This is a genomic window from Pontibacter ummariensis, from assembly GCF_900188175.1.
Lineage (GTDB): Bacteria > Bacteroidota > Bacteroidia > Cytophagales > Hymenobacteraceae > Pontibacter > Pontibacter ummariensis.
In genome coordinates, this window is the sequence record NZ_FZOQ01000007.1 from 108,754 (window position 1) to 131,532 (window position 22,779).

General features: G+C 50.9%; 23 protein-coding genes. 4 read left to right on the forward strand and 19 right to left on the reverse strand.

The window, feature by feature from the left end; genetic code table 11:
* Nucleotides 1-47 precede the first annotated feature (47 nt).
* The 15 genes from CHB92_RS09630 to CHB92_RS09700 form a co-directional block, all read right to left on the reverse strand.
* Nucleotides 48-1,511, reverse strand: a complete 1,464-nt coding sequence (locus CHB92_RS09630) for a UDP-N-acetylmuramoyl-L-alanyl-D-glutamate--2,6-diaminopimelate ligase (RefSeq protein ID WP_089318986.1) — start codon at nt 1,509-1,511, stop codon at nt 48-50.
* Nucleotides 1,511-3,610 carry a penicillin-binding protein gene (locus CHB92_RS09635; RefSeq protein WP_179223001.1) on the reverse strand — a complete coding sequence of 700 codons (2,100 nt, stop codon included), beginning with the start codon at nt 3,608-3,610 and terminating at the stop codon, nt 1,511-1,513. The genes CHB92_RS09630 and CHB92_RS09635 overlap by 1 nt, the downstream gene beginning before the upstream one ends.
* A complete protein-coding gene (locus CHB92_RS09640) occupies nt 3,600-4,028 on the reverse strand; it encodes an FtsL-like putative cell division protein (RefSeq protein ID WP_089318987.1) in 429 nt (142 codons plus the stop codon). The genes CHB92_RS09635 and CHB92_RS09640 overlap by 11 nt, the downstream gene beginning before the upstream one ends.
* A gap of 31 nt (nt 4,029-4,059) precedes the next feature.
* Entirely contained in the window at nt 4,060-4,980 is a 921-nt protein-coding gene (gene rsmH, locus CHB92_RS09645; RefSeq protein WP_089318988.1) for a 16S rRNA (cytosine(1402)-N(4))-methyltransferase RsmH, read from the reverse strand.
* Nucleotides 4,980-5,447 (reverse strand): division/cell wall cluster transcriptional repressor MraZ, encoded by a 468-nt coding sequence (gene mraZ, locus CHB92_RS09650; RefSeq protein ID WP_089318989.1) that lies wholly within the window; start codon nt 5,445-5,447, stop codon nt 4,980-4,982. Before mraZ ends, rsmH begins: the two co-directional genes overlap by 1 nt.
* A gap of 457 nt (nt 5,448-5,904) precedes the next feature.
* Nucleotides 5,905-6,618 carry a fatty acid desaturase gene (locus CHB92_RS09655; RefSeq protein WP_089318990.1) on the reverse strand — a complete coding sequence of 238 codons (714 nt, stop codon included), beginning with the start codon at nt 6,616-6,618 and terminating at the stop codon, nt 5,905-5,907.
* 47 nt (nt 6,619-6,665) lie between these two features.
* A complete protein-coding gene (locus tag CHB92_RS09660; RefSeq protein WP_089318991.1) occupies nt 6,666-7,517 on the reverse strand; it encodes a 4-hydroxy-3-methylbut-2-enyl diphosphate reductase in 852 nt (283 codons plus the stop codon).
* 7 nt (nt 7,518-7,524) lie between these two features.
* The gene (locus tag CHB92_RS09665; protein WP_089318992.1) at nt 7,525-8,223 is read right to left on the reverse strand and encodes a lycopene cyclase domain-containing protein; all 699 of its coding nucleotides are present in this window, start codon (nt 8,221-8,223) and stop codon (nt 7,525-7,527) included.
* Nucleotides 8,224-8,241: 18 nt separating this feature from the next.
* Nucleotides 8,242-8,778, reverse strand: coding sequence for a hypothetical protein (locus CHB92_RS09670; RefSeq protein WP_089318993.1), 537 nt, complete (start codon nt 8,776-8,778; stop codon nt 8,242-8,244).
* On the reverse strand, nt 8,779-9,612 hold the full coding sequence (locus CHB92_RS09675) for a phytoene/squalene synthase family protein (RefSeq protein ID WP_089318994.1): 834 nt from the start codon (nt 9,610-9,612) through the stop codon (nt 8,779-8,781).
* A gap of 19 nt (nt 9,613-9,631) precedes the next feature.
* Nucleotides 9,632-11,125 carry a phytoene desaturase family protein gene (locus tag CHB92_RS09680; protein ID WP_089318995.1) on the reverse strand — a complete coding sequence of 498 codons (1,494 nt, stop codon included), beginning with the start codon at nt 11,123-11,125 and terminating at the stop codon, nt 9,632-9,634.
* A 24-nt stretch (nt 11,126-11,149) separates the two neighbouring features.
* Nucleotides 11,150-11,665 (reverse strand): RNA polymerase sigma factor, encoded by a 516-nt coding sequence (locus CHB92_RS09685; RefSeq protein WP_089318996.1) that lies wholly within the window; start codon nt 11,663-11,665, stop codon nt 11,150-11,152.
* Nucleotides 11,666-11,892: 227 nt separating this feature from the next.
* Complete coding sequence (locus CHB92_RS09690) at nt 11,893-12,768, reverse strand: MerR family transcriptional regulator (protein WP_089318997.1); 876 nt, start codon at nt 12,766-12,768, stop codon at nt 11,893-11,895.
* Nucleotides 12,749-13,219, reverse strand: a complete 471-nt coding sequence (locus tag CHB92_RS09695) for a sterol desaturase family protein (protein ID WP_245842426.1) — start codon at nt 13,217-13,219, stop codon at nt 12,749-12,751. Before CHB92_RS09695 ends, CHB92_RS09690 begins: the two co-directional genes overlap by 20 nt.
* A gap of 69 nt (nt 13,220-13,288) precedes the next feature.
* Nucleotides 13,289-14,062, reverse strand: coding sequence for an enoyl-CoA hydratase/isomerase family protein (locus tag CHB92_RS09700; RefSeq protein WP_089319078.1), 774 nt, complete (start codon nt 14,060-14,062; stop codon nt 13,289-13,291).
* Between the two features lie 273 nt (nt 14,063-14,335).
* On the opposite strand from CHB92_RS09700, the gene CHB92_RS09705 reads away from it, so the two are divergent.
* Entirely contained in the window at nt 14,336-14,911 is a 576-nt protein-coding gene (locus CHB92_RS09705; protein WP_089318999.1) for a TetR/AcrR family transcriptional regulator, read from the forward strand.
* An 84-nt stretch (nt 14,912-14,995) separates the two neighbouring features.
* Here the strand turns inward: CHB92_RS09705 and CHB92_RS09710 are convergent, their stop codons facing one another.
* From CHB92_RS09710 to CHB92_RS09720, 3 genes are all read right to left on the reverse strand, one after another.
* On the reverse strand, nt 14,996-15,823 hold the full coding sequence (locus CHB92_RS09710; protein ID WP_179223002.1) for a copper resistance protein NlpE N-terminal domain-containing protein: 828 nt from the start codon (nt 15,821-15,823) through the stop codon (nt 14,996-14,998).
* A gap of 136 nt (nt 15,824-15,959) precedes the next feature.
* Entirely contained in the window at nt 15,960-17,690 is a 1,731-nt protein-coding gene (locus CHB92_RS09715) for a M3 family oligoendopeptidase (RefSeq protein ID WP_089319001.1), read from the reverse strand.
* 115 nt (nt 17,691-17,805) lie between these two features.
* Complete coding sequence (locus CHB92_RS09720) at nt 17,806-18,936, reverse strand: ferredoxin--NADP reductase (protein WP_089319002.1); 1,131 nt, start codon at nt 18,934-18,936, stop codon at nt 17,806-17,808.
* Nucleotides 18,937-19,193: 257 nt separating this feature from the next.
* Here CHB92_RS09720 and CHB92_RS09725 point away from each other — a divergent pair, with 257 nt between their 5' ends.
* From CHB92_RS09725 to CHB92_RS09735, 3 genes are all read left to right on the forward strand, one after another.
* A complete protein-coding gene (locus tag CHB92_RS09725; protein ID WP_089319003.1) occupies nt 19,194-19,757 on the forward strand; it encodes an HNH endonuclease in 564 nt (187 codons plus the stop codon).
* A 48-nt stretch (nt 19,758-19,805) separates the two neighbouring features.
* Nucleotides 19,806-20,504 (forward strand): peptidoglycan DD-metalloendopeptidase family protein, encoded by a 699-nt coding sequence (locus CHB92_RS09730; protein WP_089319004.1) that lies wholly within the window; start codon nt 19,806-19,808, stop codon nt 20,502-20,504.
* A gap of 96 nt (nt 20,505-20,600) precedes the next feature.
* A complete protein-coding gene (locus tag CHB92_RS09735; protein ID WP_089319005.1) occupies nt 20,601-21,437 on the forward strand; it encodes a mechanosensitive ion channel family protein in 837 nt (278 codons plus the stop codon).
* 133 nt (nt 21,438-21,570) lie between these two features.
* Here CHB92_RS09735 and CHB92_RS09740 read toward each other — a convergent pair whose 3' ends face one another.
* Nucleotides 21,571-22,779: an ABC transporter permease gene (locus tag CHB92_RS09740; RefSeq protein WP_089319006.1), complete on the reverse strand. Its 1,209-nt coding sequence runs from the start codon at nt 22,777-22,779 to the stop codon at nt 21,571-21,573.

A 22,779-nucleotide genomic window follows, 5' to 3' on the forward strand; every position in this document is an offset into this window, starting at 1 on the left:
TAATCGGTTTCCTTTGGCTTTTTAGTTTTTTGCTTTTTGGGCTTCGTTTATTTTCCTAGTAGTTGAAACATCTCGCGCAGCACTTGCTTATCATCAAAGTCGTATTTCACGCCTTTGACTTCCTGGTAAGTCTCATGGCCTTTACCGGCCACCAATATGATATCATTCGGCTCAGCCAACACGCAGGCTGTTTTGATGGCCTCCCGTCTGTCCAGCACCGATAGGGTTTTCTTAAAGTCCAGGGGCTTCACGCCTTTCTGCATATCCTCCAGGATAGCCTGCGGTTCTTCGAAGCGCGGGTTATCGGAGGTTAGGATTACCTTGTCGCTCAGGCGACAGGCAATGTCAGCCATCACCGGCCGCTTAGCCGCATCGCGGTTACCACCACAGCCAACCAGTGTGATCACTTTCTGGTTTGGATTCCTTATCTGTTGGATGGTGTTCAGCACGTTTTCCAAGGCATCTGGCGTGTGGGCGTAATCCACTATGCCTGTAATCTGTGAATCAGAAACAATATAGTCGAAACGGCCTGCAGCGGAACTTAAGTTGCTGAGTACAGTAAGCGTTTCCACCTGGTCCTCACCCAACAGCACCGCCACGGCATAGGCACCCAGTAGGTTATAGGCGTTAAAGGCCCCGATCAGCTTGCACCAGATCTCCTGCCCGTCTACCTCCAGGTGCAAGCCCTGTATGGTGTTGTCGATAATGCGCGCCTTAAACTCCACGGCTTTTCTTAAAGCGTAATAGTGGATGCTTGCCTTTGTGTTCTGCACCATCACCGCCCCCCGCTTGTCGTCGGCATTTGCCAGGGCAAAGGCGTCTTTGGGCAGCCCATCAAAGAAAGACTTTTTAGCCTTGATGTACTCGTCGAATGTTTTATGGTAGTCCAGGTGATCATGCGTAATGTTCGTAAAGACGCCACCGGCAAACCTGATTCCTGCCACCCGGCGCTGCACCATGGCATGTGAGCTCACCTCCATAAAGCAATGCGAGCAGCCTGCCGCTACCATCTGCGCCAGCAGTTCGTTCAGCTTGATGGCATCCGGTGTGGTATGCGTGGCAGGAATTACCTCCTCATCGATCTGGTTCTGCACTGTTGACAGCAAGCCCACATGGTAGCCCAATTCACGGAAGAGCTTATGCAATAGCGTTACTGAAGTAGTTTTTCCGTTCGTGCCCGTTACCCCTACCAGCTGCAGCTTTCGAGAAGGATGCCCATAAAAAGCCGAAGCCATCAGTCCCACTGCTTCTGCAGAGTCCTGTACCACCACATAGGTAATGTCTTGTTGCAGCGCTGCAGGCAGGTGCTCGCAAATGATGGCTCCCGCTTTGGCTTCCTCTGCCTTCGGGATAAAAGCATGCCCATCGGACTGAACGCCCGGCACAGCCACAAACACCCACCCCTCGCGCACCTGACGCGAATCAAACGTAAGGCCCTGCACCGGAATGTCCAGCGGGCCTTTTGTGTCCAACACTTTTACGTCTTGTAATATGGTTTGCAGTAGCTGCATTAGCTTAGTGTAATGGTTATTGTTTTGTCTTTGTCTATATCAGTACCGGGTGTTTTGGACTGTCGTTGAACGCGTTTCCCTACGCCCTCTACCCTTACCTCCAGATGCTGATTTCCCAGGATAAACAGGGCATCCCGCAGAGTCATGCCGGTTACATCCGGCACTTGCCCCTGTAGTACAGGATTCGGATCAAAGTTTAGGGAGCGTCGTTTTGGCGATACTTTCACCCAGTCTTCCTCCACGTTGTTGGCGTGGCTGCTAACTCCGATCCTGTTACAAATCAGCGACAAGTCCTCAAAGCTACCTGCCGGCACTTGCGGCATGCTGTCTTTGTTTGGTACCACCCGTGCGTGCATCGGTTTATGCATTGCCAGGTCGCGCGCATACACTTTGTCGGCCAGCTCTTTGAACACGGGTGCGGCCACGTCGCCACCGTACACGTTCACGCCGCGGGGGCTGTCGATGATCACAATGCAGCTGTACTTCGGGTTGTCTGCCGGAAAGTAGCCAACAAAAGAAGTCGAATACTCCCGCACGTACCGGCCATTCTTCACCTTGCGGGCGGTGCCTGTTTTACCGGCCACCTTATAGTCGGGGCTGCTGATGTTGCGGGCTGTTCCGCGCTCGACCACGCCTTCCAGCATCTCCTTCAGGCGCTTCAGCGTCTCATCCGAGCAAACCTTCTCATTCAGTACCCTTGTCTGGAAGGACTGTATCACGTTATCCTCTTTGCTGATCTCCTTTACAATGATCGGTTGGATCTTCACGCCGTTGTTAGCCACGGCATTGTAAAAGGCCAGCGTTTGTAAGGGCGACAGCTTTAACTCATACCCAATAGCCATGGAGGTAAGCGTGGTACCGTACCAGTTCTTGTCCTCCGGGCTCTTCATGTAAGGACGGGCCTCCCCATCCATCTGGAAGCCAAGCGTGCTACTCAGTCCGAACTTGTGCAGGTAATCTACATAAGCCCGCTGGTCGTTGCTGAAGTACTGCTCCATCAGCTTGGCTACCCCAATGTTAGAAGACTTCTCAAACACTTCCTTCACGGTTATCTTCCCGAAGCCACCGTGGTGCGAGTCGCTCATGGTGGTATTCTTAATACGATAGGTACCGTTACCCGTATCGATCGTATCAGTAAGCTTAATCTGAGGCGCATGCTCAAAAAGCGCCATCATAGAGGCCAGTTTGAAGGTAGACCCGGGCTCTGTGCGCCCCTGGCTTCCCACTGCATAGTTATAGTCCTCGATGTAGCCCCCCTTGGTCTTGCCCAAATTGGCTATGGCCTTGATCTCACCGGTCTTTACCTCCATCAGGATAACGGTGCCGTACTCCGCATTCGTTTTCTCCAGGGCCTTGTACAGCGCATTCTCCGCTACGTCCTGCAAGTTAATGTCCAGGGTGGTCTTAATGTCGTACCCGTGCTTCGGCTTTACCTCTGTGCCATCATAGATAGGCTTACTGCCTCCTGCAATGCGCTCAAAGAGCGCCTCTCCGTCCGTACCTGTCAGGCTGCTGTTAAAGCTGTACTCCAGGCCTGCCCCGTTCTTATCCTCGTTAATAAAGCCAATGGTACGCTCAGCGAGCATACCGAAAGGCTTAAAGCGCTTTTCCACCTTCTCGAAGATCACCCCACCCCTGTTCTTGCCCTCCCGGAAGATCGGCCAGCGGGCCATCATCTTTTTGTCCTGGTAGTTGATCTGGCGGCTGCTCATGCGGATATACCTCCTGCCCGAATGGCGCGCGTTCTTCATCTTGCGACGGTAATACTCCTCCGACTTATCACCATAAAAACGCGATAATAGTAGTGCCAGCGAATCAACACCGCTGTTAAACACCTCTGCCTTTGCCACCGTTGGGTCGAAGGCCACACGGTAGAAAGGCAGCGAAGTAGCCAGGATGCTTCCGTTGTCGGAATAGATGTTCCCGCGCGTGGCCAGCACCGGCTTGTAAAATATGCGTCGCTCTTTAGAAATGCTCTTCCACTTCTGCCCATCCAGAAACTGAATGTACACCACCTTGTACACAATGGCGCAGGCAAAAAGACAGACTAGCAGAAAAGCTACCCTTACCCTGATCAGTATGGATTTCTTAATATTCATCTGCCGGCACTACTACTTGATACGGTGGGGTGGAACTTTCCTCTAAGCCCAGGGGCGCCACATTGCGCGCCACCTCTGACTGTTTGCTGGCCTCCATGTAGTCGGACTTGAGCGTAGAGTAATCTGCACGCAGATCCTCTACCTCTACCTTAAGCCTGTCTATTTTGCGGATTGTTTTCTCGGCAAAGTGGGTGTTGCCGATATAGAAAAGGGTAATACCTGTCAGAAACAGGACGTGCGGCATGTATTTCAGCGGCACACCGTGCTCAAACAGGGCATCTACGTTCGCGTACTTCTCGAGCAGGGTAAACAGACTAAAGCTACGACCCTTCGGCTTCGCGGCTTCCTGCTCTGGCTTCACACGCTTCAGGTTTCCTTTTGGGGTGCCTGCTCTCTTTGCAAGTAGATTTGAAGCCATAAATTGTTGTTTCCTTTAGCTTTTGTTTGCTTTACTTCCGTTCGCTCTCCTCTTTCTTCTCTGCCACCCGCAGCTTGGCGCTCCTCGAGCGGCTATTCTCCAGCAACTCCTGCTCTGTTGGCGTGATCGGCTTCCGGTACACGGCCTCCAGCGGCTTTATCTCATTTCCAAACAGGTCCTTCTCTACCTCCCCAAAGAATTTACCCTTTGCGATGAAGTTCTTCACCAGGCGGTCTTCCAAAGAGTGGTAAGAGATCACGGACAGCCTGCCACCCGGTTTCAGAATTTCAGCCGCCTGCTCCAGCATTTCCTCCAGTGCCTTCATCTCGTCGTTCACTTCGATGCGGAGCGCCTGAAACACCTGCGCCAGGTACTTGTTCTCTTTCCCTTTCGGGGTGCAGGAGCTGATTGCCTGCTTAAAGTCGTTTATCGTCTGCAGCGACTGCCTATTCCGCTTCTCCACCACTGTGCGGGCCAGCGTCTTGGCATTTTTCACCTCACCGTAAATACCGAAGATGCGGTGCAACTGCTCCTCTGAGTAAGTCTCGAGCACCTCCTGTGCCGTTGTACCCGCCTCTGCGTTCATGCGCATGTCCAGGGGACCGTTAAAGCGGGTAGAAAAACCACGCTCCGGCACATTGAACTGGTGCGATGAAACGCCCAAATCAGCCAACACACCATCCACCTCCTTCACACGGTATAGCCGCAGGTACTTTTTCAGGTCCCGGAAGTTAGCCCGCACAAACTGGAAGGTTTCCCCCTGCAGCTTTTTGGACTGCTCTTCCGCATCCCGGTCCTGGTCAAAACTAAACAGCTTACCGCTTGTAAGCTTGCTTAAAATAAGTGCTGAATGCCCGCCGCCCCCAAAGGTCACGTCCACATACACCCCCTCTGGCTTTATCGCTAAAGCCTCCACTGACTCCTCTAACAATACTGGGCGATGATACTCCATTACATCAAGGGCTCTTCAGCCGGTTTGTCACCCAAAAACTTCTGGGCAAGCTGTGAGAAATTCTGCTGGTCCTTAATCAGGAAGTCCTCATAAGTATCAGGATTCCAGATCTCCACGCGGTTGCCCAAGCCCACCACAATTGCCTCTTTCTCAAGGCCGGCAAAACGGGACATGGTCTTTGGCACAATAAAGCGCCCCGCCCCGTCTAACTCGATCTCAGTGTTTCCCCGAAAGAAATTACGCTGAAAGTGGCGGTACTCCTCGTTAAACTCATTAAGCCCGGCAACTTTATCGTAAATCACCTTCCACTCCGCCTTCGGGTACAGCACCAGGCAAGGCTCAAACCCCCTCATCAGCACCACATGATTGCCCGACGCCTCCGGCAGGTTGGCTTTTATCTTTGCAGGTAAAACCAACCTTCCTTTCGGATCGATCTTGCACTCATACTCGCCGGAGAGGAAGTTCATAGGCACAGTAGTATAGACCGTATAGATTTCGGACTATACAAATGTAGCGATTCAAGAAAATACCGCAACCACTATCTTCCACTTTTTCCCACTTTGTGGATAAATTATGGTTATCCACTCCACTTATCCACATTATCCACATTTCAACAGGGACATTTTGGGTATAAGTTTTTTTGCAAGGATTCAGATCTTTCCGTAAAATACGAGGCACTAAAACTACAAACACCTGTAAACCAGAATAATAATCTAAATATAGCGAAGTATGAATTGCACACAAGCAGCAAGGATGTGGAAAGTGGTGGAAAATGGCAAAAGTGGGGCAAAGTGGAAGGACTGTGGATGAACATCCCAAAAAGAGAAGGAATCAGCGTTTGCACAATGACGCGAAACCGGCCTTACTTAGAGCGGGGTTACGGGAAAAGCAGCTTAAGAATACAACAAGATAAGGTCCAGCAATTTAACCGTAAACCTCTTTCTGGTCCGGCTCCTTGGCCTTGTAAAGCTGCCACCAGGGCAGGTACGGCTTATCGTGGTGTTCGAAGTGATAGCCGAAGAAATAGCAGCTGAAAAAAGCCCATAAATGATTTTTGGCCTGTGTCCCTGACTTGTGGGGATTATCCTCGGAGTGCTCGCCCCGATGGGGCAGGTAAGTGCCAAAGTAAAACAACTGAAAGGTAGCCAGCACAGCAGGCAGCATCCAGAAAAGAATCACGTTCTCCAGCGGGAAAAACAGCTTCAACAGGTTAAAGGTCAGGGCCATGAGCACTAACTGCCACCAGGTAATGTACTGCTTCAGAAAACTGAGGTACCAGGGCCAAAAGCTACCCGCATGATAATCAGGATCTTGCGCCGTGGCTACGTGCCGGTGGTGCTGGTGATGACGGGGTAGCAAGCGGGGGTACCAGTTATAAGCAAAAAGCAATGCCGTTACCGTCCCAATCCCCCTGTTCAGCTTCGGGTAGCCAGGGGCAGCCACCCCATGCATGGCATCGTGAGCGGTGATAAAAAGACCGGTATAAAGATGGGTCTGAAGCAGCAGAAACAGGTACGTGAGCGGAGACCTAAAGTCAACGGACCAACGCAGCAGAAACACCAACAAGCCAGCCCAGCAAGTCACCACCAGCATGGCTATAGCCACTCCCCTATAATCCTTCTGCCTTGTTTTTGCCATCCGTATAGATTAACCTATTTCCTGCACTACTTGACTCCTACATGTAGCTACAGGTCGTATTCCAATAACGTGTCCCGCACCTCCTCCATCAGCCACATGGGGGTAGAGGTAGCCCCGCATATTCCCACGTTATCCCCAAACTTAAACCAGGAAGGCTTTAGTTCTGCTGCCTTCGACACAAAATGTGTATCCGGGTTAGTGGCCTTGCACACCTCATACAGCACCCTTCCATTAGACGACTTAGTACCCGACACAAAAACCACTTTGTCAAAGTTAGCAGCGAACTTCCGAAGATCCTTGTCCCGGTTCGACACCTGGCGGCAAATGGTGTCATTGGCATCCACCTCATACCCCCGCGCCTCCAGGTCTTCTTTTATCCTGTAAAAGTTACCGGTGCTTTTTGTCGTCTGGCTATAGAGGGTGATTTTAGGGGGGAGCTCATGCTGCAGCAGTTCTCCTATGTTTTCGAACACCACGGCCTCCTTGTTAGTCTGGCCCAACAACCCCAGCACCTCGGCGTGTCCGTGCTTGCCATAAATAAAGATCTTTTGCCCTTTGTCGAAAGAGGTCTTGATGCGGTTCTGTAGTTTCAACACAACCGGACAGGAGGCATCCACCAAGGTTAGATTGTTCTGAAGCGCCGTCTGGTAGGTTTCCGGGGGTTCGCCATGGGCACGGATCAGTACTGCCTCGCCATGGAGCTCCTTTAACCTGTCGTGGTCGATGATGCGCAAGCCCCGCTTCTGCAGCCGCTCCACCTCCTCATCGTTGTGCACAATGTCGCCTAAGCAGTAGAGATACCCCTGCTCCTCCAGTAGGTCTTCTGCCATCTGGATGGCATACACCACCCCAAAGCAGAAACCAGAGTTCTTATCTATCGTGACATTTAAGCTGTGCATGTACTCTTTATACAGCTAAAGGCTCATATTGTTTAACTGCTTTTCGTTGCCGTAACCCCTCATACACTGAGATGGTTAGCAACAGCATCAGCATAGAATACATCGTATCCTCTACCGGGATGGACACAAGCCGGAGGCCCAGGTTGTAGTCGTTGTTATACCAAACAATGGGAAGGTACGTCAGCACTCCATTTACCAGCAGGAAGGGAACCAGGTGCACGAGGTAAGCCAGGTAAAAGCGCCCCAGATACTTTGCCCCAAAATAGCGCAGATGCACCATGTGCAGGATGGCAAGGGCAATGAAAGTGATGGAGGTATAAAGTTTCGCGATATTAAAAATGGCGACTAGTGGCAGAGCAAGCACTAGGAAAAAGGCGATCCCCTTGGTGTAGGGCTTTAGCAGGTCCCGCTGTACGTATGCCCTGAGCACGTCATAGATAAACACACAGGCATAGGGCACGGTGATAAAGAACAGGATTTCCTCGAGGGGCAGGTTCCACAGATAAATACCGGTCAGGTAGGCTTCGTTGAAGCCCCAGACGCCCAGGTCGGTAAAAAAGGCATCCCAAGCGATAAACACAACAGCATTGAGCAGGATTGCCGGAAAAAGAGCAGGCCAGCTTTTATAGAAGGCTACCCGCCTGTCGAACGAAAGCAACAGCGGGAAAAGAATGGTGAAAATGTTCAGGTACAGGTAAATGTACATATCCTGTTCATATGGCTATCAGATCTCTATGCTGCGGAGCACCTTTTTTTCTTCGGCGGTTGTGTTCTCTCCCATCAGCATGAAATCCTTTATCCTGCGGGCCATCGCCGTCGATACTCCCGAGTCCGGATGCTCCTTCAGTCTTCTAATGATAACCCGCTTATCCTCTTCCACGTGCTTGCTCAAGTTCAGGTAGCGCGGCACGAACTGCTCAACGGTAAACCGTAGAAAACGGATCTCCGGGTGCTCCTTGTCCAGGGCCACAGCATCCTGAAAAATAGCCTCGGCTGTACGGAGCTGCTTCAGCTTACTGTAAGGGTTCCAGACATATTTTGCCATTACGGCCTCAGAGGCCGCCTTATAAGCCAGCACCACCGGATCGGGGTGCTTCTCCTTATAAGCGCTCATCTTTTTATGGAAGAGCTTGGCTGCTTCCTCGTCCTTGCTGGCCTCCAGGTACTCGTTACGCAACTCGGCTACTTTAAAAACGGCACTGTCTGCCTGGGTAACCTGCAGTACAAAAAGAAAAAGGAAAAGAAGTGAAAGTTTAATCATTTATATCGCGTTAAGCCTGAATTTTAAGTAGGAACTCAATAAGAGTGCCAACTTTGTATTATCAGGTACTCTTACGCGCTCCTGCAGGATATGGGTTGCCGGCAAGTCCTGTATCTTCCGGAAAAGCTTCAGATAGTAGACGTAGGCCAAGTATACTCCCATCCGCGCAGAACGGGGCAAAGCCATGATACCCAGGTAAGCCTCCCGGAAGTCCTTCAGGATATCCGCCTCTATCTCTGCCTTGCTGCTGTTGTTAAAGGTCTTGAACTCGACCTTCGGGAAATACACCCGGCCGCGGTCCTTGTAGTCACTCTTCATGTCGCGCAGGAAGTTCACCTTCTGGAAGGCAGCCCCCAGGCTGGCGGCTGGCTTCTTCAGGCGTTCGTACATGTCGCGGTCCCCCTCACAGAAAACCCGCAGGCACATGAGCCCCACCACTTCCGCCGATCCATAGATGTACTCTTGGTAAAGCGTCTTGTCATACACCTGGTCATCGAGGTCCATCTCCATGCTCTTCAGGAAAGCCTCTATCAAATCCTCTTCGATCTGATACTGCTTTACAACGCACTGGAAGGCATGCAGCACCGGGTTCAGGCTGATCCCGGTCTCGATCGCCTCGAAGGTCTGTTTTCTGAAGTCGGACAGCAGTTTGCGCTTGTCAAAGTCATGGAAGGTGTCTACAATCTCATCGGCACAGCGCACAAAGCCGTAAATGGCATAAATGGGAGCATGAAACTTTTTATCCAGGGTCTTGATACCCAAAGTAAAGGAAGTGCTGTAGGCCTCCGTAATAACCTTACTACACTTTAAACAAGTCTCTTTAAATAGCTCCATGTGCGTGAATCGTTAATAACTAAACTTTCAGGGCCACCGGCGTTTCAAACTCCTTCATCACTTCCTTCGCTACCACCTGCCCCGAAATAAGGGAGGGTGGCACACCTGGCCCCGGAACAGTCAACTGTCCGGTATAAAACAGGTTTTTCACCTTCTTACTCTTCAGTCCTGGCTTCAGCAGGGCCGTCTGCATCAGGGTGTTGGCCAGGCCGTACGCGTTGCCTTTAAAGGCGTTATAGTCACTGATAAAGTCTTTATGGGCATAGCTGCGCTTAAACACCACGCGAGAACGAACATCCTGCTTTGTCAGCTTTTCCAACCTGTCCATCACCAGGTGATAATACTTTTCCCGCAGCTCCTCGGTATCGGTCAGGCCAGGGGCAACCGGAATGAGCACAAACAGGTTTTCGCAGTCCGCAGGGGCTACCGAAGGGTCTGTTACGGATGGGGCTGACACGTAAAACAAAGGCCTGGAGGGCCACTTGGGGTCGGTGTAGATCTCCTGGGCATGCGGGCCGAAGTCCTCGTCGAAGAACAGGTTGTGGTGCTGCAGGTTCTGGAGCCTTTTATTCACTCCAAGGTAAAAAAGCAGTGAGGAAGGCGCCATGACCCGGTCTTCCCAATATCCATCAGAGTAACTCTGGTAGGCCCTGGGCAACAGCTGCTTTTCCACGTGATGGTAATCAGCGCCTGCCACCACCACATCAGCTTTAAACTTATCTGTAGCCGTTACAACTCGCGCTACCTGCCCTTCTTCTACCTCCAGCCGCTGCACATCCTGGTTATACAGGAGGCGTACTCCCTTCTCCTCCGCCAGGCTTACCATCGCCTCCACAATCCGGTGCATCCCCCCCATGGGGTACCAGGTGCCCAGGCTGATGTCCGCATAATTCATCAGACTATACAGAGCAGGAGTGTTCTCTGGCAGCGCCCCCAGGAACAGAATGGGGAACTCCATCAGCTTAATGATCTTTTCGTGGCTAAAGTAGCGGCGGATGTGTTTATGGAAAGACTGGAACACATCCATCCGGAGCATGTCCAGCAAGAGGCGCGGGCTCATAAACTCTGTAAGGGAGCGGCCCGGCTTGTACACCAACTGTTTAATACCGACCTCATACTTATAGGCCGCCTGCTCCAGGAACTTGTCCAGTTGCCCAGCACTGCCTTTCTCCAGCCCCTCGAACAACTCCCGGAACGCATCCAGCGAGGCTGGCACTTGCATAAAGTCGTCCTGGCCAAACACGACCGTGTAGGAAGGATCCAGCCGTTTAAGGTTGTAGTAGTCGGATGTAGTTTTAGCGAATTTGTTAAAGTAAGACTCAAAAACATCAGGCATCCAGTACCAGCTTGGGCCCATGTCAAAGGTAAAGCCCTCGGCCGAAAAGCTTCTGGCACGTCCGCCGGGTGTGCTGTTCTTCTCCAGCAGCGTAACCTCGTAGCCCTCGTGGGCCAGGCAGGTTGCCGCTGACAAGCCAGCAAAACCGGAGCCGATAACGATTACTTTCTGAGCCATGGGCGGGCGCTTTTGGTGCTTTACTTATGCATCCTGCCTGTACACCTTTAACGCCTGCTTCAGTTCTTTGCGGGCTATGTGGATACGGTTCTTCACCGTGCCGATTGGTATCTGCAGCTTATCGGCGATCTCCAGGTATTTGTATCCTACATAGTACATCATGAATGGGGTGCGGTGCTCTTCACTAAGATTGGCAATTGCTTTATTAATGTCGTTCATAACGAAGGTTGCAGTCCCTTTGTTCTGCGTGATGTAGTTTTCGTCCGTGTTCAGGTACTGCAGGTAGTCCGCACTGTCCACGTTGCTGCTACGCTTGATCACCTTATTGTAGTTATTGATAAAGGTGTTGCGCATAATCGTGTAAAGCCAGGCCTTCAGGTTGGTGCCGGACTTAAACTTCTCCCTGTTTGTCAGGGCTTTCAGCATGGTTTCCTGCACCAGGTCCTTGGCGTCATCCACGTCCCGAGTCAGGTTCATGGCTACGGGGCGCAAGGTCTGTGCTATATTCTGTACGAGGTTATTAAATTCTAGAGCAGTCATTTTGTTTATAGTTTATCATAAAACCATAAACAAATATACGAGACAAGGGGAAATTAAACCAGTTTTGTTTACACAAGTTTCATAAAATGTTAAACAAATTAGACAGACGCCCTGTCTCCCCCTGTGTACGGACCAAATTGGCTGGTTAACGGTACACATAAAAAAGCTCCTGCCACTGTTCTTTAAACGACAGCGACAGGAGCTCAGACCATTTAACCCTGCTTTATTTACTTAAACAAGGCGTGAAACTCCCGCAGGCAACTCACACGCTTCACGTTGGGAGGGAATTCCAGAAACTCGTGCTGCGCCTGGTAACCATACACATAGATAGTACACTGCGGAAAGCGCTGGGCAAGCTTATTCAGATAAGCCTGCACCCGCTCCCGCTCCGGTTCCACGGTTAACACCGTGCACAGGCACTCCGCCTTAAACTGCTCGTAGGTTAACTCCAGGTCCTTGAACGGCAGGTTCTGCCCCAGGTACATCACATACTGGTTGCAGGTGCGCAGGATGTAGTTCATATACAGCAGAGCCAGTTCATGCAGCTCCCCTTCCGGTAAGAACAGGATAAAAGTCGGCTTCCCCTCCTGCTTGCGCACTACCTGCCCATCAATCGCCACAATCAGTTTCTGCCGTATCAGGTTGCTTACAAAATGCTCGTGTGCCGGGCTGATGTTGCCCGTTTGCCACAAGATGCCGATTTTGTTCAGGAAAGGGTAAATCACCTCGTGCATCACCTCCTGAAACCCCATCTGCAAGGCAGCCGTCGAGAGGGCCTTGTCAAATTTCACCTCATCCATGTCCACCATAGCCGTTACAAGGGCATTTACATGGTGTGAGCACTGGCATGGCGAATCGCACAGCTGCGTGACCGTCTGCAGGATCTGCTCCGGCTTCATCTGCGCGATCTTTGAGATCTTGTAACCCCGTTCGTTTAAAAGCGAGATATTGAGCAGGGCCTTCAGGTCCGCATCGTCATAAAAGCGGATGTTGGTGTCGGTGCGCTTCGGGCAAAGGATGTTATAGCGTTGCTCCCACACACGGATGGTGTGAGCCTTGATACCTGACAGATGTTCAAGTTCTTTAATAGTGTACTGAGCCACGTCTCTCCTGTTCCTGTTTCTTTACAATTTTATATGCTGCCCTGAAATACCGCGGGGCCACCCACAGCATTCCAAAAGACTCCGAACCATGCTTGCCCTCCACCTTATGATGTACTTTGTGCGCCATGTTTAAGGCTTTTAGATAAACACTGGACGTTTTGCCAAAGACCTTAAGCCGCCGGTGTATAAACACATCATGTATCAGAAAGTACGCCACCCCATAAAGCGTAATGCCTGCGCCAATCCAGAACCTGTAATCAATCGGGTCGCTGCCAAAGATAAAGAACAGCATAGCCAAGGTGCCATAATAGGCAAAGAACAGGTCATTTAGCTCAAAGGCGTGGTTGTGGCGCACATGGTGCGACTTATGCAGAAACCATAAAAACCCGTGTAGCACGTACCTGTGCATGACCCAGGCCACGCCCTCCATTGCTACAAAAGTCAAAAGCATGATTCCGATGCCTGTCAGCATACCAAAAGAACAACAAGTTTAACAAATAGTTTTAGATCTTAAACAAAACTACCAGGTAATTGGCTCTTTATTTAGAAAAGAAACGATACCCCGCTGGCAGTCCTCGCTGCTTCGGGCCACGGCATTCATCTCAGCAGCATATTGCAGGCCATCCTCCAGCCCCATGCCCTGTACACGCGCAATCATTTCTTTCGTCGCCTCCATTGATTGGCGTGAGTTCTCGGTGCATAGCTTTTGGGCAAAGGAATATACCCGTTCTTCCAGGTCCTTGTCCGGCACCATGTAGTTGATCAACCCATAGCGCTCTGCCTCCGCTGCTGGTATCAGGTCCCCGGTTAGCAGTAGCTGCCTTCCCCGAGCCTCCCCGAGCTTGCGGAGCAGGAACACGGTTACAATGGCTGGAATGAAACCTACTTTTACCTCCGGATAGCCGAACATGGCCCCCGGCACGGCAAAGCTGAAATCACAGACGGCCGCCAAGCCACAGCCGCCAGCTACCGCAGGTCCCTGCACCTGTGCGATCACCACCTTTTTCAGGGTATAGATCATCCGGAAAAGCTCCATCAGGTGCGTAGAGTCCAGGAGGTTCTCCTGGTAACTGTTCTCCTGCAGGCGCTGCATGTACGCCAGGTCAACGCCAGCGCAGAACACAGGCCCCTCAGAGCGCAGCACAACTACTTTGCAGCTGTCATCCTCCTCTGCCAGGGCAAAGGTTCTTTTCAACTCCGTCACCATTTTCAGGTTCAGAGCATTGCGTTTCTCAGGCCTGCTTAGGGTAATATACCCCACCCGCTCCTTCACTTCGTAGCGAACAAACTCCATGGTTTGCTTCTCGGCAGTATTCATCGTATCGATCATGGCTTTCTTCTGTTAAGGTTGGAAGGTTTGCAGCAGCACAAGACACAGGCAGTCAACGGTTAAGAGGCACCTGGCTCGCCCCTGCGCATAAGACAGCACAAAAAGTAAACCATCTTTTAATTAAGCCGCAAACCACTCCTTCTATAATAAGTATGTATTTACCCCTTTTAAGGATACACTTACCCAAAAATAAATTTGCTAACGGATGTTAGGAAACGTAAGTTTGTTTAGAAGACAATGCAAAAATTGACCAGAAAAGAGCAAATAGAAAGAACCGCCACAGCCCTCTTTAAGTCCAAGGGTTTTGCAGCAACGTCTATGCGGGACCTGGCAACTGCACTGGGCATTGAGGCTGCCAGCATTTACTCGCACATCAAATCGAAGGAAGAGATCTTGCAGCGGGTGTGCTTCCGGATGGCGGATGAGTTTTTTGAGGCGATAGATGTAGCGGAGGACAAGCGCAAAACGGCATCCAACAGACTGAGAGCTGCTGTTGCCGCGCATGTGCAGGTGCTCACTAACAACACGGAAGCGTCTGCTGTGTTCCTGCACGAGTGGCGTCATTTAAGCGAGCCCCTGCACGGGGAGTTCCTTGCCTTACGCGACAAGTATGAGGCCCGCTTCAGGGGAATTATCAGGTCTGGCATACAGAATGGGGAGTTTTCTGTGCCGGACGAGAAATTCGCGGCCCTAACCGTTCTTTCTGCCCTGAATTGGATACACACCTGGTACAAGCCGGAGGGCAAGATGACACCGCTGGAAATAGCAAACAGCCTGTCGGAAATGCTGCTGAACGGGCTTACAAGTAAGTAACGCACCCGCCAGGCAAGTGCTTATGTAGCTTCCCTAAGCCCTTCTTCTTGTCCTTTAAGGCACTGTAAACAAACTCCACTCCTGCTACTTCTGTGACTCCTCCCCCAGGTATCTCCCGCATCCTGTGTATGCGACTCCTCCCGCAGTAACACGGACGGTATAAGGAGACACTTTACCGGACATGGTGTCTGTACAGGGCGTTTCCACCAATTCCACGACTAGTTCTTTTCCCTCCGCCTGGGTGCGGTAAGTGGTGCTGTTGCCGCTTTTAACAGGGTCCGGCACTGGGGCTTCAATGGCAGTGGACTCGGATGGTAAGGTCTTAAAATAAATGTTGTCTTCTAAGTCAATAGCCAGAGACCAACCCGGTTCATTGCCGGTGGCGGCAAAGTCTACGCCTGTTCTTCTTTGCTCATTCAGCAGATCCGCATTGCCCCCTACGATGTCTGTCTCTCTTCTCAAACGGTAAGTATTTGCCAACGGTGCCTCGACAGGGGTACCGCTTGGGTCCAGCATCCTGAGCTCACCGGCGGTAGACAGGTCGAACCTTGCTCGTTCAGCATCCGGATAATCTAACTCCAGCACGCCATCTGCTACACGCCAGCTGCCCGTGCGGGTCAAAGGCTCTTCTTCCCGCGCCTGGTACACCCTGGTTTCCTCAAAGGTATTGTCTTCGTTCAGCGTCAGGTCATACACAATGCCCGGGCAATCGACACAAGGGATAATGCCGTGCCAGACGCCTACTACAGGGAAAGGGTAAGCTTCTCCTCCAACAGTTACGTCCACTGGTCGTACGTCTGCAGCGTCTATCTCACTAGTTCCTAAAGGAACAGTAGAATTGGTATTGGTAGTACAGGCTGTAGCGGTATATAGCAGCACCCACACAGCTATCAATAATTTTCTTCTTTTCATACTGCTTTGTACGGCCTTCGCCATCAGGCTGTTCTTAAACGAGCATTTGCGCTGCTCGATGCAAAGCCAAGGAAAACCGAAAGCCGCGCAGTATATGCGCGGCTTTCGGGATAGCTCAATCTTTGGAGGAATGGTATCAAACCTTTTCCATCTCCCTTTGCACAAAGTCTACCAGGCTTTTGATATAGTCTGTACTGAAATCAAACTTAATGCCCGCGGCTTCATATACCTCCCCAATTGACACGGTATAGCCCAGGCTAAGCGCGCGCTTATAGGCCGCGAGCCCCTCTGTTGGGTTTTCCTTGTAGTTCTTCCAGACAGCGATAGCCCCTAACTGCGCCATCGCATACTCAATGTAGTAGAAAGGCACTTCATAGATGTGGAGCTGCTTTTGCCAGACATAGGGCTTGTACTTTTCGAGTCCCTGCCAGTCTACCAACTGGTGGTTGAAGGTCTCAAAAACCTTTACCCACTCCTGGTGCCGCTCCTCCTGCGTTTGCTCAGGATGCTCGTAGATCCAATGCTGAAACTTATCGACCGTCGCTACCCATGGGAAGGTCTCTAACACGCTCTCCAAGTGCGTACGCTTGGCGCGGCGCAGCTCATCCTCGCTTTCAAAAAAGGTGTCCCAATAGTCCATCGAGATCAGCTCCATCGACATAGAGGCCAGTTCGGCTACCTCTGAAGGCGGGTGTTTGAAGGCGCCCAAGCTGAGGTCGCGGGTCAGGAAGGAGTGCACGGCATGGCCGCCTTCGTGCAGCATGGTGATCACGTCGCGTAAGCTGGAGGTAGCATTCATGAAGATGAAAGGCACACCAATCTCATCGAGGGGATAATTATAACCGCCGGGCGCTTTGCCCTTGCGTGACTCCAGATCCAGGTGCCCCATCTCGCGCATCGTAGCCAGGCAGTCTCCCAGAAACGTATCCAGCTTGTAGAACACGCTCACAGTCTTCTCCAGGAGCTCTTCTCCCGTCTGGAATGGCTCCAATGGTTTTCTGCCGGAAGGGTCTACTTCCAGGTCCCAGGGCCGCAGGTCTTCCACGCCTAGTTTCCCCTTCCGCTCCTCGTCTATCTTAGTAAGCAAAGGCACCACGGTTTCTTCTACAGAATGGTGGAAGTCGAAGCAATCCTGGGGCGTATAGTCAAAACGGCCCAAGGCAGCGAACATATAGTCCCGGAAGTTTTCAAAGTTTGCGTTTCTCGCTACCTGGTGGCGTAGTTTCAACAGTTCGTCAAAGAGGTCATCGAGTTGCTGCCGGTCTTTGAAGCGGCGTTCCTGTATAGCCCGCCATGCCTCCTCGCGCACAGCCCGGTCTGTTCGCTTCAGGCGGTCAGCTGCTCTTTGCAGCGTCAGCTCCTCACCGTCCAAAGTAACGGTCATGGCACCTGTAATGGCAGCGTACTGCTGCTGCTTGGTACTGATCTCCGTGTTCAGGGGGATGTTTTCTTCGCGGAAAATTTCCAACGCGCGCTCTACGCCCCGCAAATAGATTTTATACTTTTCCTTATTCAGTCCGTTCACATAAGGCGAGTGCATTAGCTTCAGGTTCAGCTCATGATCGTAAGGGGCAATCTTAGGTTCAATCTCAGATACAAAATACTGAAAGGCCTTGGTGGTTTCCTCATCCTGTGTGTTACAGGTCATCCGGATGTAGCGCCACCCCAGGTCCTCTGAAAGCACGCTTTCCAACTCACTACGGTCCTGCAGCCACTTCTCCAGTTCCTCCGCTGTATTTATCGGCCGCTCCTTCAGTTCATCAAAGTAAGGCTTCAGGGTTTCCCAGTTCTCCACTTTAAAGTCTTCGGACAAGTAAACCCGCGGCTTTCGCTCTGGTATGGTCAATTCTGTTGGTTGCGTTGTCATTATGGCAATAAATATTTTAGAAATACAATATATGCAGTTCTTACGAATGTACAAAAAAAAGCAGCGCCATAAATTTTTCAAGTATGGCGCTGCTATCCGTATACGTTAAAAATCCCTATCTGATCTCAATCACGACATCACTTGTTAAGGGGTGCGCTACACAGTTCAACACGTAACCCTCCTCTAATTCGGACTCGGACAGGCCATCATTTTCCTCCAGTTCTACCTTACCGCTAAGGCACACACCGCGGCAGGCGGTGCACAGGCCTGCCTGGCAGGAGTAAGGCAGGTCGATATTCTGCTCCAGGGCAGCCTCCAGGATAGTTTTGTCGGGCCCCACTTCCACAGCGTATTCTGCTCCTTCGTAAATAATGGTCACGGTCTGCCCTCTTACCTCCCCTCCGGCTCCGGCCGCCGTCTCACTGCTGTGCGCTTGCTGCTTCTTTTCTCCCTGTGGCTTGCTGTTCACAAAGCTTTCCTTGAAAATACGGCTGGCCGGTACATGAAGTATCTCCAGTGCGTGGCGCACCTCCTCCATCATACCTTCTGGTCCGCACATATAATACACCGCCTCCTGTTGTTTTACCAACCCTAAGGCCTTTAGGAACTTGCTGCCCATGCCCTGGTTCTTTGTAACGCCAAGGCGCTCCAGCATTTTCAGGATCATGGTCTGGTTCATGCGGCCCCGGTGCTCACAGTCATGCTTCGGCTGGCTGTACACGTACTCCACGTGGAAACGCCCCTGGTGCCCGGCCTCCAGTTCCTGCAACTGCTCTTTAAAGATTACGGACTCCTCGTTGCGGTTGCCATATAGCAGGGTTACCTGGCTGTTGGGCTCCTCCTGCAGCACGGTCTTTAAGATGGACATGAGGGGAGTTATACCGCTACCAGCCCCAAACAGAAACACGTGCCGGCTAAACGAGGGCTCACAGGTAAGACAGAAGTTACCCATGGGCTGCATTACCTTCACCTCCTGCCCTACCTTCAGGTCGTCCACTAGGTAATTCGACATCAACCCGCCTTCTACACGCTTCACGGTAACGGCAAGTGCCCCTTCGAGAGGCGTGCTGCTAATGGAGTAAGAACGGCGGACCTCCTGCCCCTCTAGTGGCAGGATCAGCGTTAAAAACTGGCCAGGCTTGTAGTTTATCTTTTGTTTCTGAGGATGTTCTAGCTGAATGGTAACAGCATCCGGGGTTTCTCTCGTAATGTCTACAACTTTTAGGCTGAGGTAAGGGCTACTCATTATAGATTAGTTTCGCTAAATATTTTCGTATTAAAACAGGTTTCTCAGCTGAAAGTTACAAGAATCCGTTCTGTTTGGAGAAACGACCGTATAAAAAGTGGCATTAAATTCCGGATGTGTATAATAATTTAAATGAAATATTAGTTGTAGCAGATATAAAAAAAACTGCAACTTTACATCGCGCACGCGTGTGCGGTTAAAACCCGTGCTTAACCGCCTATGCCTCCGTATGGTACCTCACATATAATGAAAACAACATGCTGTACAAACTCACGCTCAAAAACTGTGAAAAAACTGTAGTTGTAGACGACAAAACCTACGAGTACATCCAAAACAATGTGTATCTGCAACAGATCGAGTTCCTGAAGCACCTACGCATACACTCCAACGGCTACGCCTTCTTTCAGAAGAACTGGCCTCTCAAAGACGGCAAATACCGAAACGAGACGATTTACCTGCACAAAATGATCGGGGAGCAGTTGCTCGAGAAGCCGGATAGTAACCTGAAGCTGTACGTACACTTCAAGAACGGCAATAAGCTGGACTGCCGCCGCGAAAACCTGGAATGGGCCCCTCTTTGCAAGATTGTTCGCAACACCTCCAAAACCGAGAATAAGCTCGGGGTACGCGGTGTGCACAAAGAGGCGCAAAAGTACCGTGCCATCATCCACTTCAACAAGCAGCGCATCAACCTGGGCACTTTTGACACCCTGCAGGAGGCCGCCCAAGCTTACAGCAAGAAGTCGGAAGAGCTGTTTGGCAAAACCAAAAGCCTGCGTACGCTTTCTAAATTTGTAGAGGAAGAGGCTGCCGTAAGCTGATTTCTGTTTATACTTGTAGAGGCGAGCTTTCCTCGCCTCTACAAGCTTATGGAGAACCCTACCGCACTTAGAGAAATTCTGAGCAGGCACACCCATGCCTTTGCTCCTGTATTAGACGCAGACCTGAATGCCCCCCATGTCTGCCTGCTGGACTTTACAGCCCGCAACCTCTTACTGCAACAAACAGACCTGCAAAACACAGAAGCCTTTCACCAGGCTGTGCAGCAAATGCTACAGGAACAACATGCCACCGTTGGCGTGGGTGGTTACCTGGAGGACAGGTTTATTTACAGCCGGAGCAAGCACTTTGATGCGGAAGTAGAAAGCCGAAACCTACACTTGGGGGTAGATGTTTGGATTGCCGCTGGTACAGCTGTGTTTACTCCGCTGGATGCTGTGGTGCATAGCTTTCAGGACAACAACAACTTTGGCGATTACGGCCCTACCATCATTCTGCAGCACACGCTGGAGGAAACTACCTTTTATACCCTATACGGGCACCTGAACCGCACCTCCCTGGAGGGGCTGGCGGCAGGGAAGCATTTTGCAAAAGGCGAAAAGATTGCCGAGGTAGGACCTTACCCGGAGAACGGTGACTGGCCGCCTCATTTACACTTTCAGGTCATGGCTACCATGGAAGGAAAGTTTGGAGATTACCCTGGTGTTGCCACCACTGCTGAAAAAGCTAAGTACCAGCTTGTTTGCCCCAACCCAAACCTTATCCTGCAGAGCCGCTACCTTCCTTAACGTTGCAAATACTGCCGGTTTTGTTTAAAATTGCCCCTTTTGGCGCTGCTGTAGCCGGTAGCGCCTTTTGTTTTTAACCTTACAATTTTATCTGAAATGGTACTGGACATCGATTCCATCCGTGAAATGGTGGTAAACTTCGTCGTGCTGTATGGCATGCGACTACTAGTGGCTGTCGTTATTCTGATCATAGGAACCTGGGTGATCAATCGCCTGAACAGGTTGTTACAAAACCTGATGTTACGGAAAGGAGTGGATGAATCGCTGCGGCCATTTTTAGGCAGTATCATTAACGTAGCGCTGTGGGTGTTGCTCATCGTACTGATTGTGGCACAACTGGGACTGGAGATGACTTCTTTTATTGCCGTGCTTGGCTCTGCCGGCCTGGCCATAGGTCTGGCGCTACAGGGTAGCCTCTCCAACTTCGCCGGTGGTGTGCTTATCCTCACCATTAAGCCCTTCCGTGTCGGTGACTTTATCGAAGCGCAGGGACAAATGGGCACGGTACACATGATCAACATTTTCAACACCGTTATCAAGACGGGTAACAACCAGGTAATTTATATGCCGAACGGCCCCCTGGCTTCAAGCGTCGTGGTAAACTACTCTGTGGAGCCTACCCGCCGCATGGAGTTGCAGCTTGTCATTAGCCCTGAGAATGACCTGGCTGCCGTAAAGCGGCTGTTGCAAGACCTTATCGACGCTGACCCGCGCATCCTGAACGACCCGGCACCGGTTATTGCCGTAACAGCTTTCACAGAATACTCCCTGACCATTAGCATGCGCCTGTGGGCTAAAAAGGATGAGTTTTGGCCACTAAACTGGGAAATGAACGAACGTGTAAAGACCGCCTTCAAAGAGAACGACATCAAAGCGCCGGCTCCTGTCCAGAAACGAGAAGTAATTTCCGTACAGCCTACAGGCAAAGCTTAGCAAATTCTTTACAGCCTTATAATTCAAAAAGCCCGTCTATTCGCCGGGCTTTTTGAATTATCGGAAGCGTTGCTCACTGCGTAGCGCTTTCTTTTCTGAAAGCTAGCGGGTTCCATAAATAAAGGTCTTAGCCTTAGTCAAACTTGATAGCCTTTACAGGTTTAATGCGAGCCACCATGGCGGCTGGTATCAGAATTGCCAGCATGGTGAGGAGTAATGTAATGACGTTGAGCAGGACGATGATTCCGAAGTTCCAGCTAATGGGCACCCGGTCCATGTAATAGTTTTCCGGGTCCAGCGGGATGAGCTCAAAGTAGTATTGAAGAGCACAGAAGCCCAAACCAATTATATTCCCCCAGATCAGGCCTTTGATGGTAAGCTTTAGGCCCCGGAAGTAAAAAACCTGCCGTATCTGCGCATCCGTAGCTCCCACCGCTTTCAATACCCCAATCATGTTTATCCGCTCGATGATCATGATAAATACCGTGGAAACCATGTTAAAGGAGGCCACGAAAATGATGAGCACCAAAAAGATAATAACGTTTTTTCGGAGCAGCTTGAGCCAGTCAAACAGCTGTGCATGGCGGTCCGTGATTTTTTCCAGCTGCAGGTCGTAGTTCATTTGCTCAAACACCTGGTCTGCTGCCTGGTCTATCTGGTTAAAGTCTTTCAGCACGATCTCGATGCCGCCCACCAGGGTGTCCGGCCAGTTGTTTAGCTCCTGAATCAGCTGGATATCGCCTAGCACAAATACCTCGTCAAACTCCTCCAGCCCCGTATTAAAAATACCTTTCACTTCGAGTTTTCTGGCCCTGGGTGGATTTTGAATAAAGTAGAAAATGGCCTCGTCCCCTACCTCCAGCTTTAACTTGTCCGCAATGGTCTGGCTTATCAGTACTTCTTTGGAAGCAGCAGAATCGTTAAATGCAATCAACTCCCCTGCCTCCAGGTTCTGTTGCATCGCTGTCAGGTCGTAGTCCTGGCCGATGCCTTTTAGCACCACGCCGAGCACCTCCTCTTCTGTCTTGATAATAGCTGTTTTGCGGGCAAAGGGCTGGATTTGCTTGATACCGGCAATAGAATCGGTGACGCCAATATTCACGCTAATGGGTGCCCCCTCATAAGAGTTGTTCGTATCGTACTTGCTGACCTGCAGGTGCGCCCCAAAGCTAAAGATCTTCTCCCGTATTTCATTACGAAACCCTTCCAGGATGGCAAAAGAAACGATCATGATCGCAATGCCTGCAGCTATGCTGATAATTGCTATTTTTGTAACCGACGAGGTAAACGAGCCGGACTGTACTTCAGATATTTTATCGGATATGTATTTGGAGATGTTCAC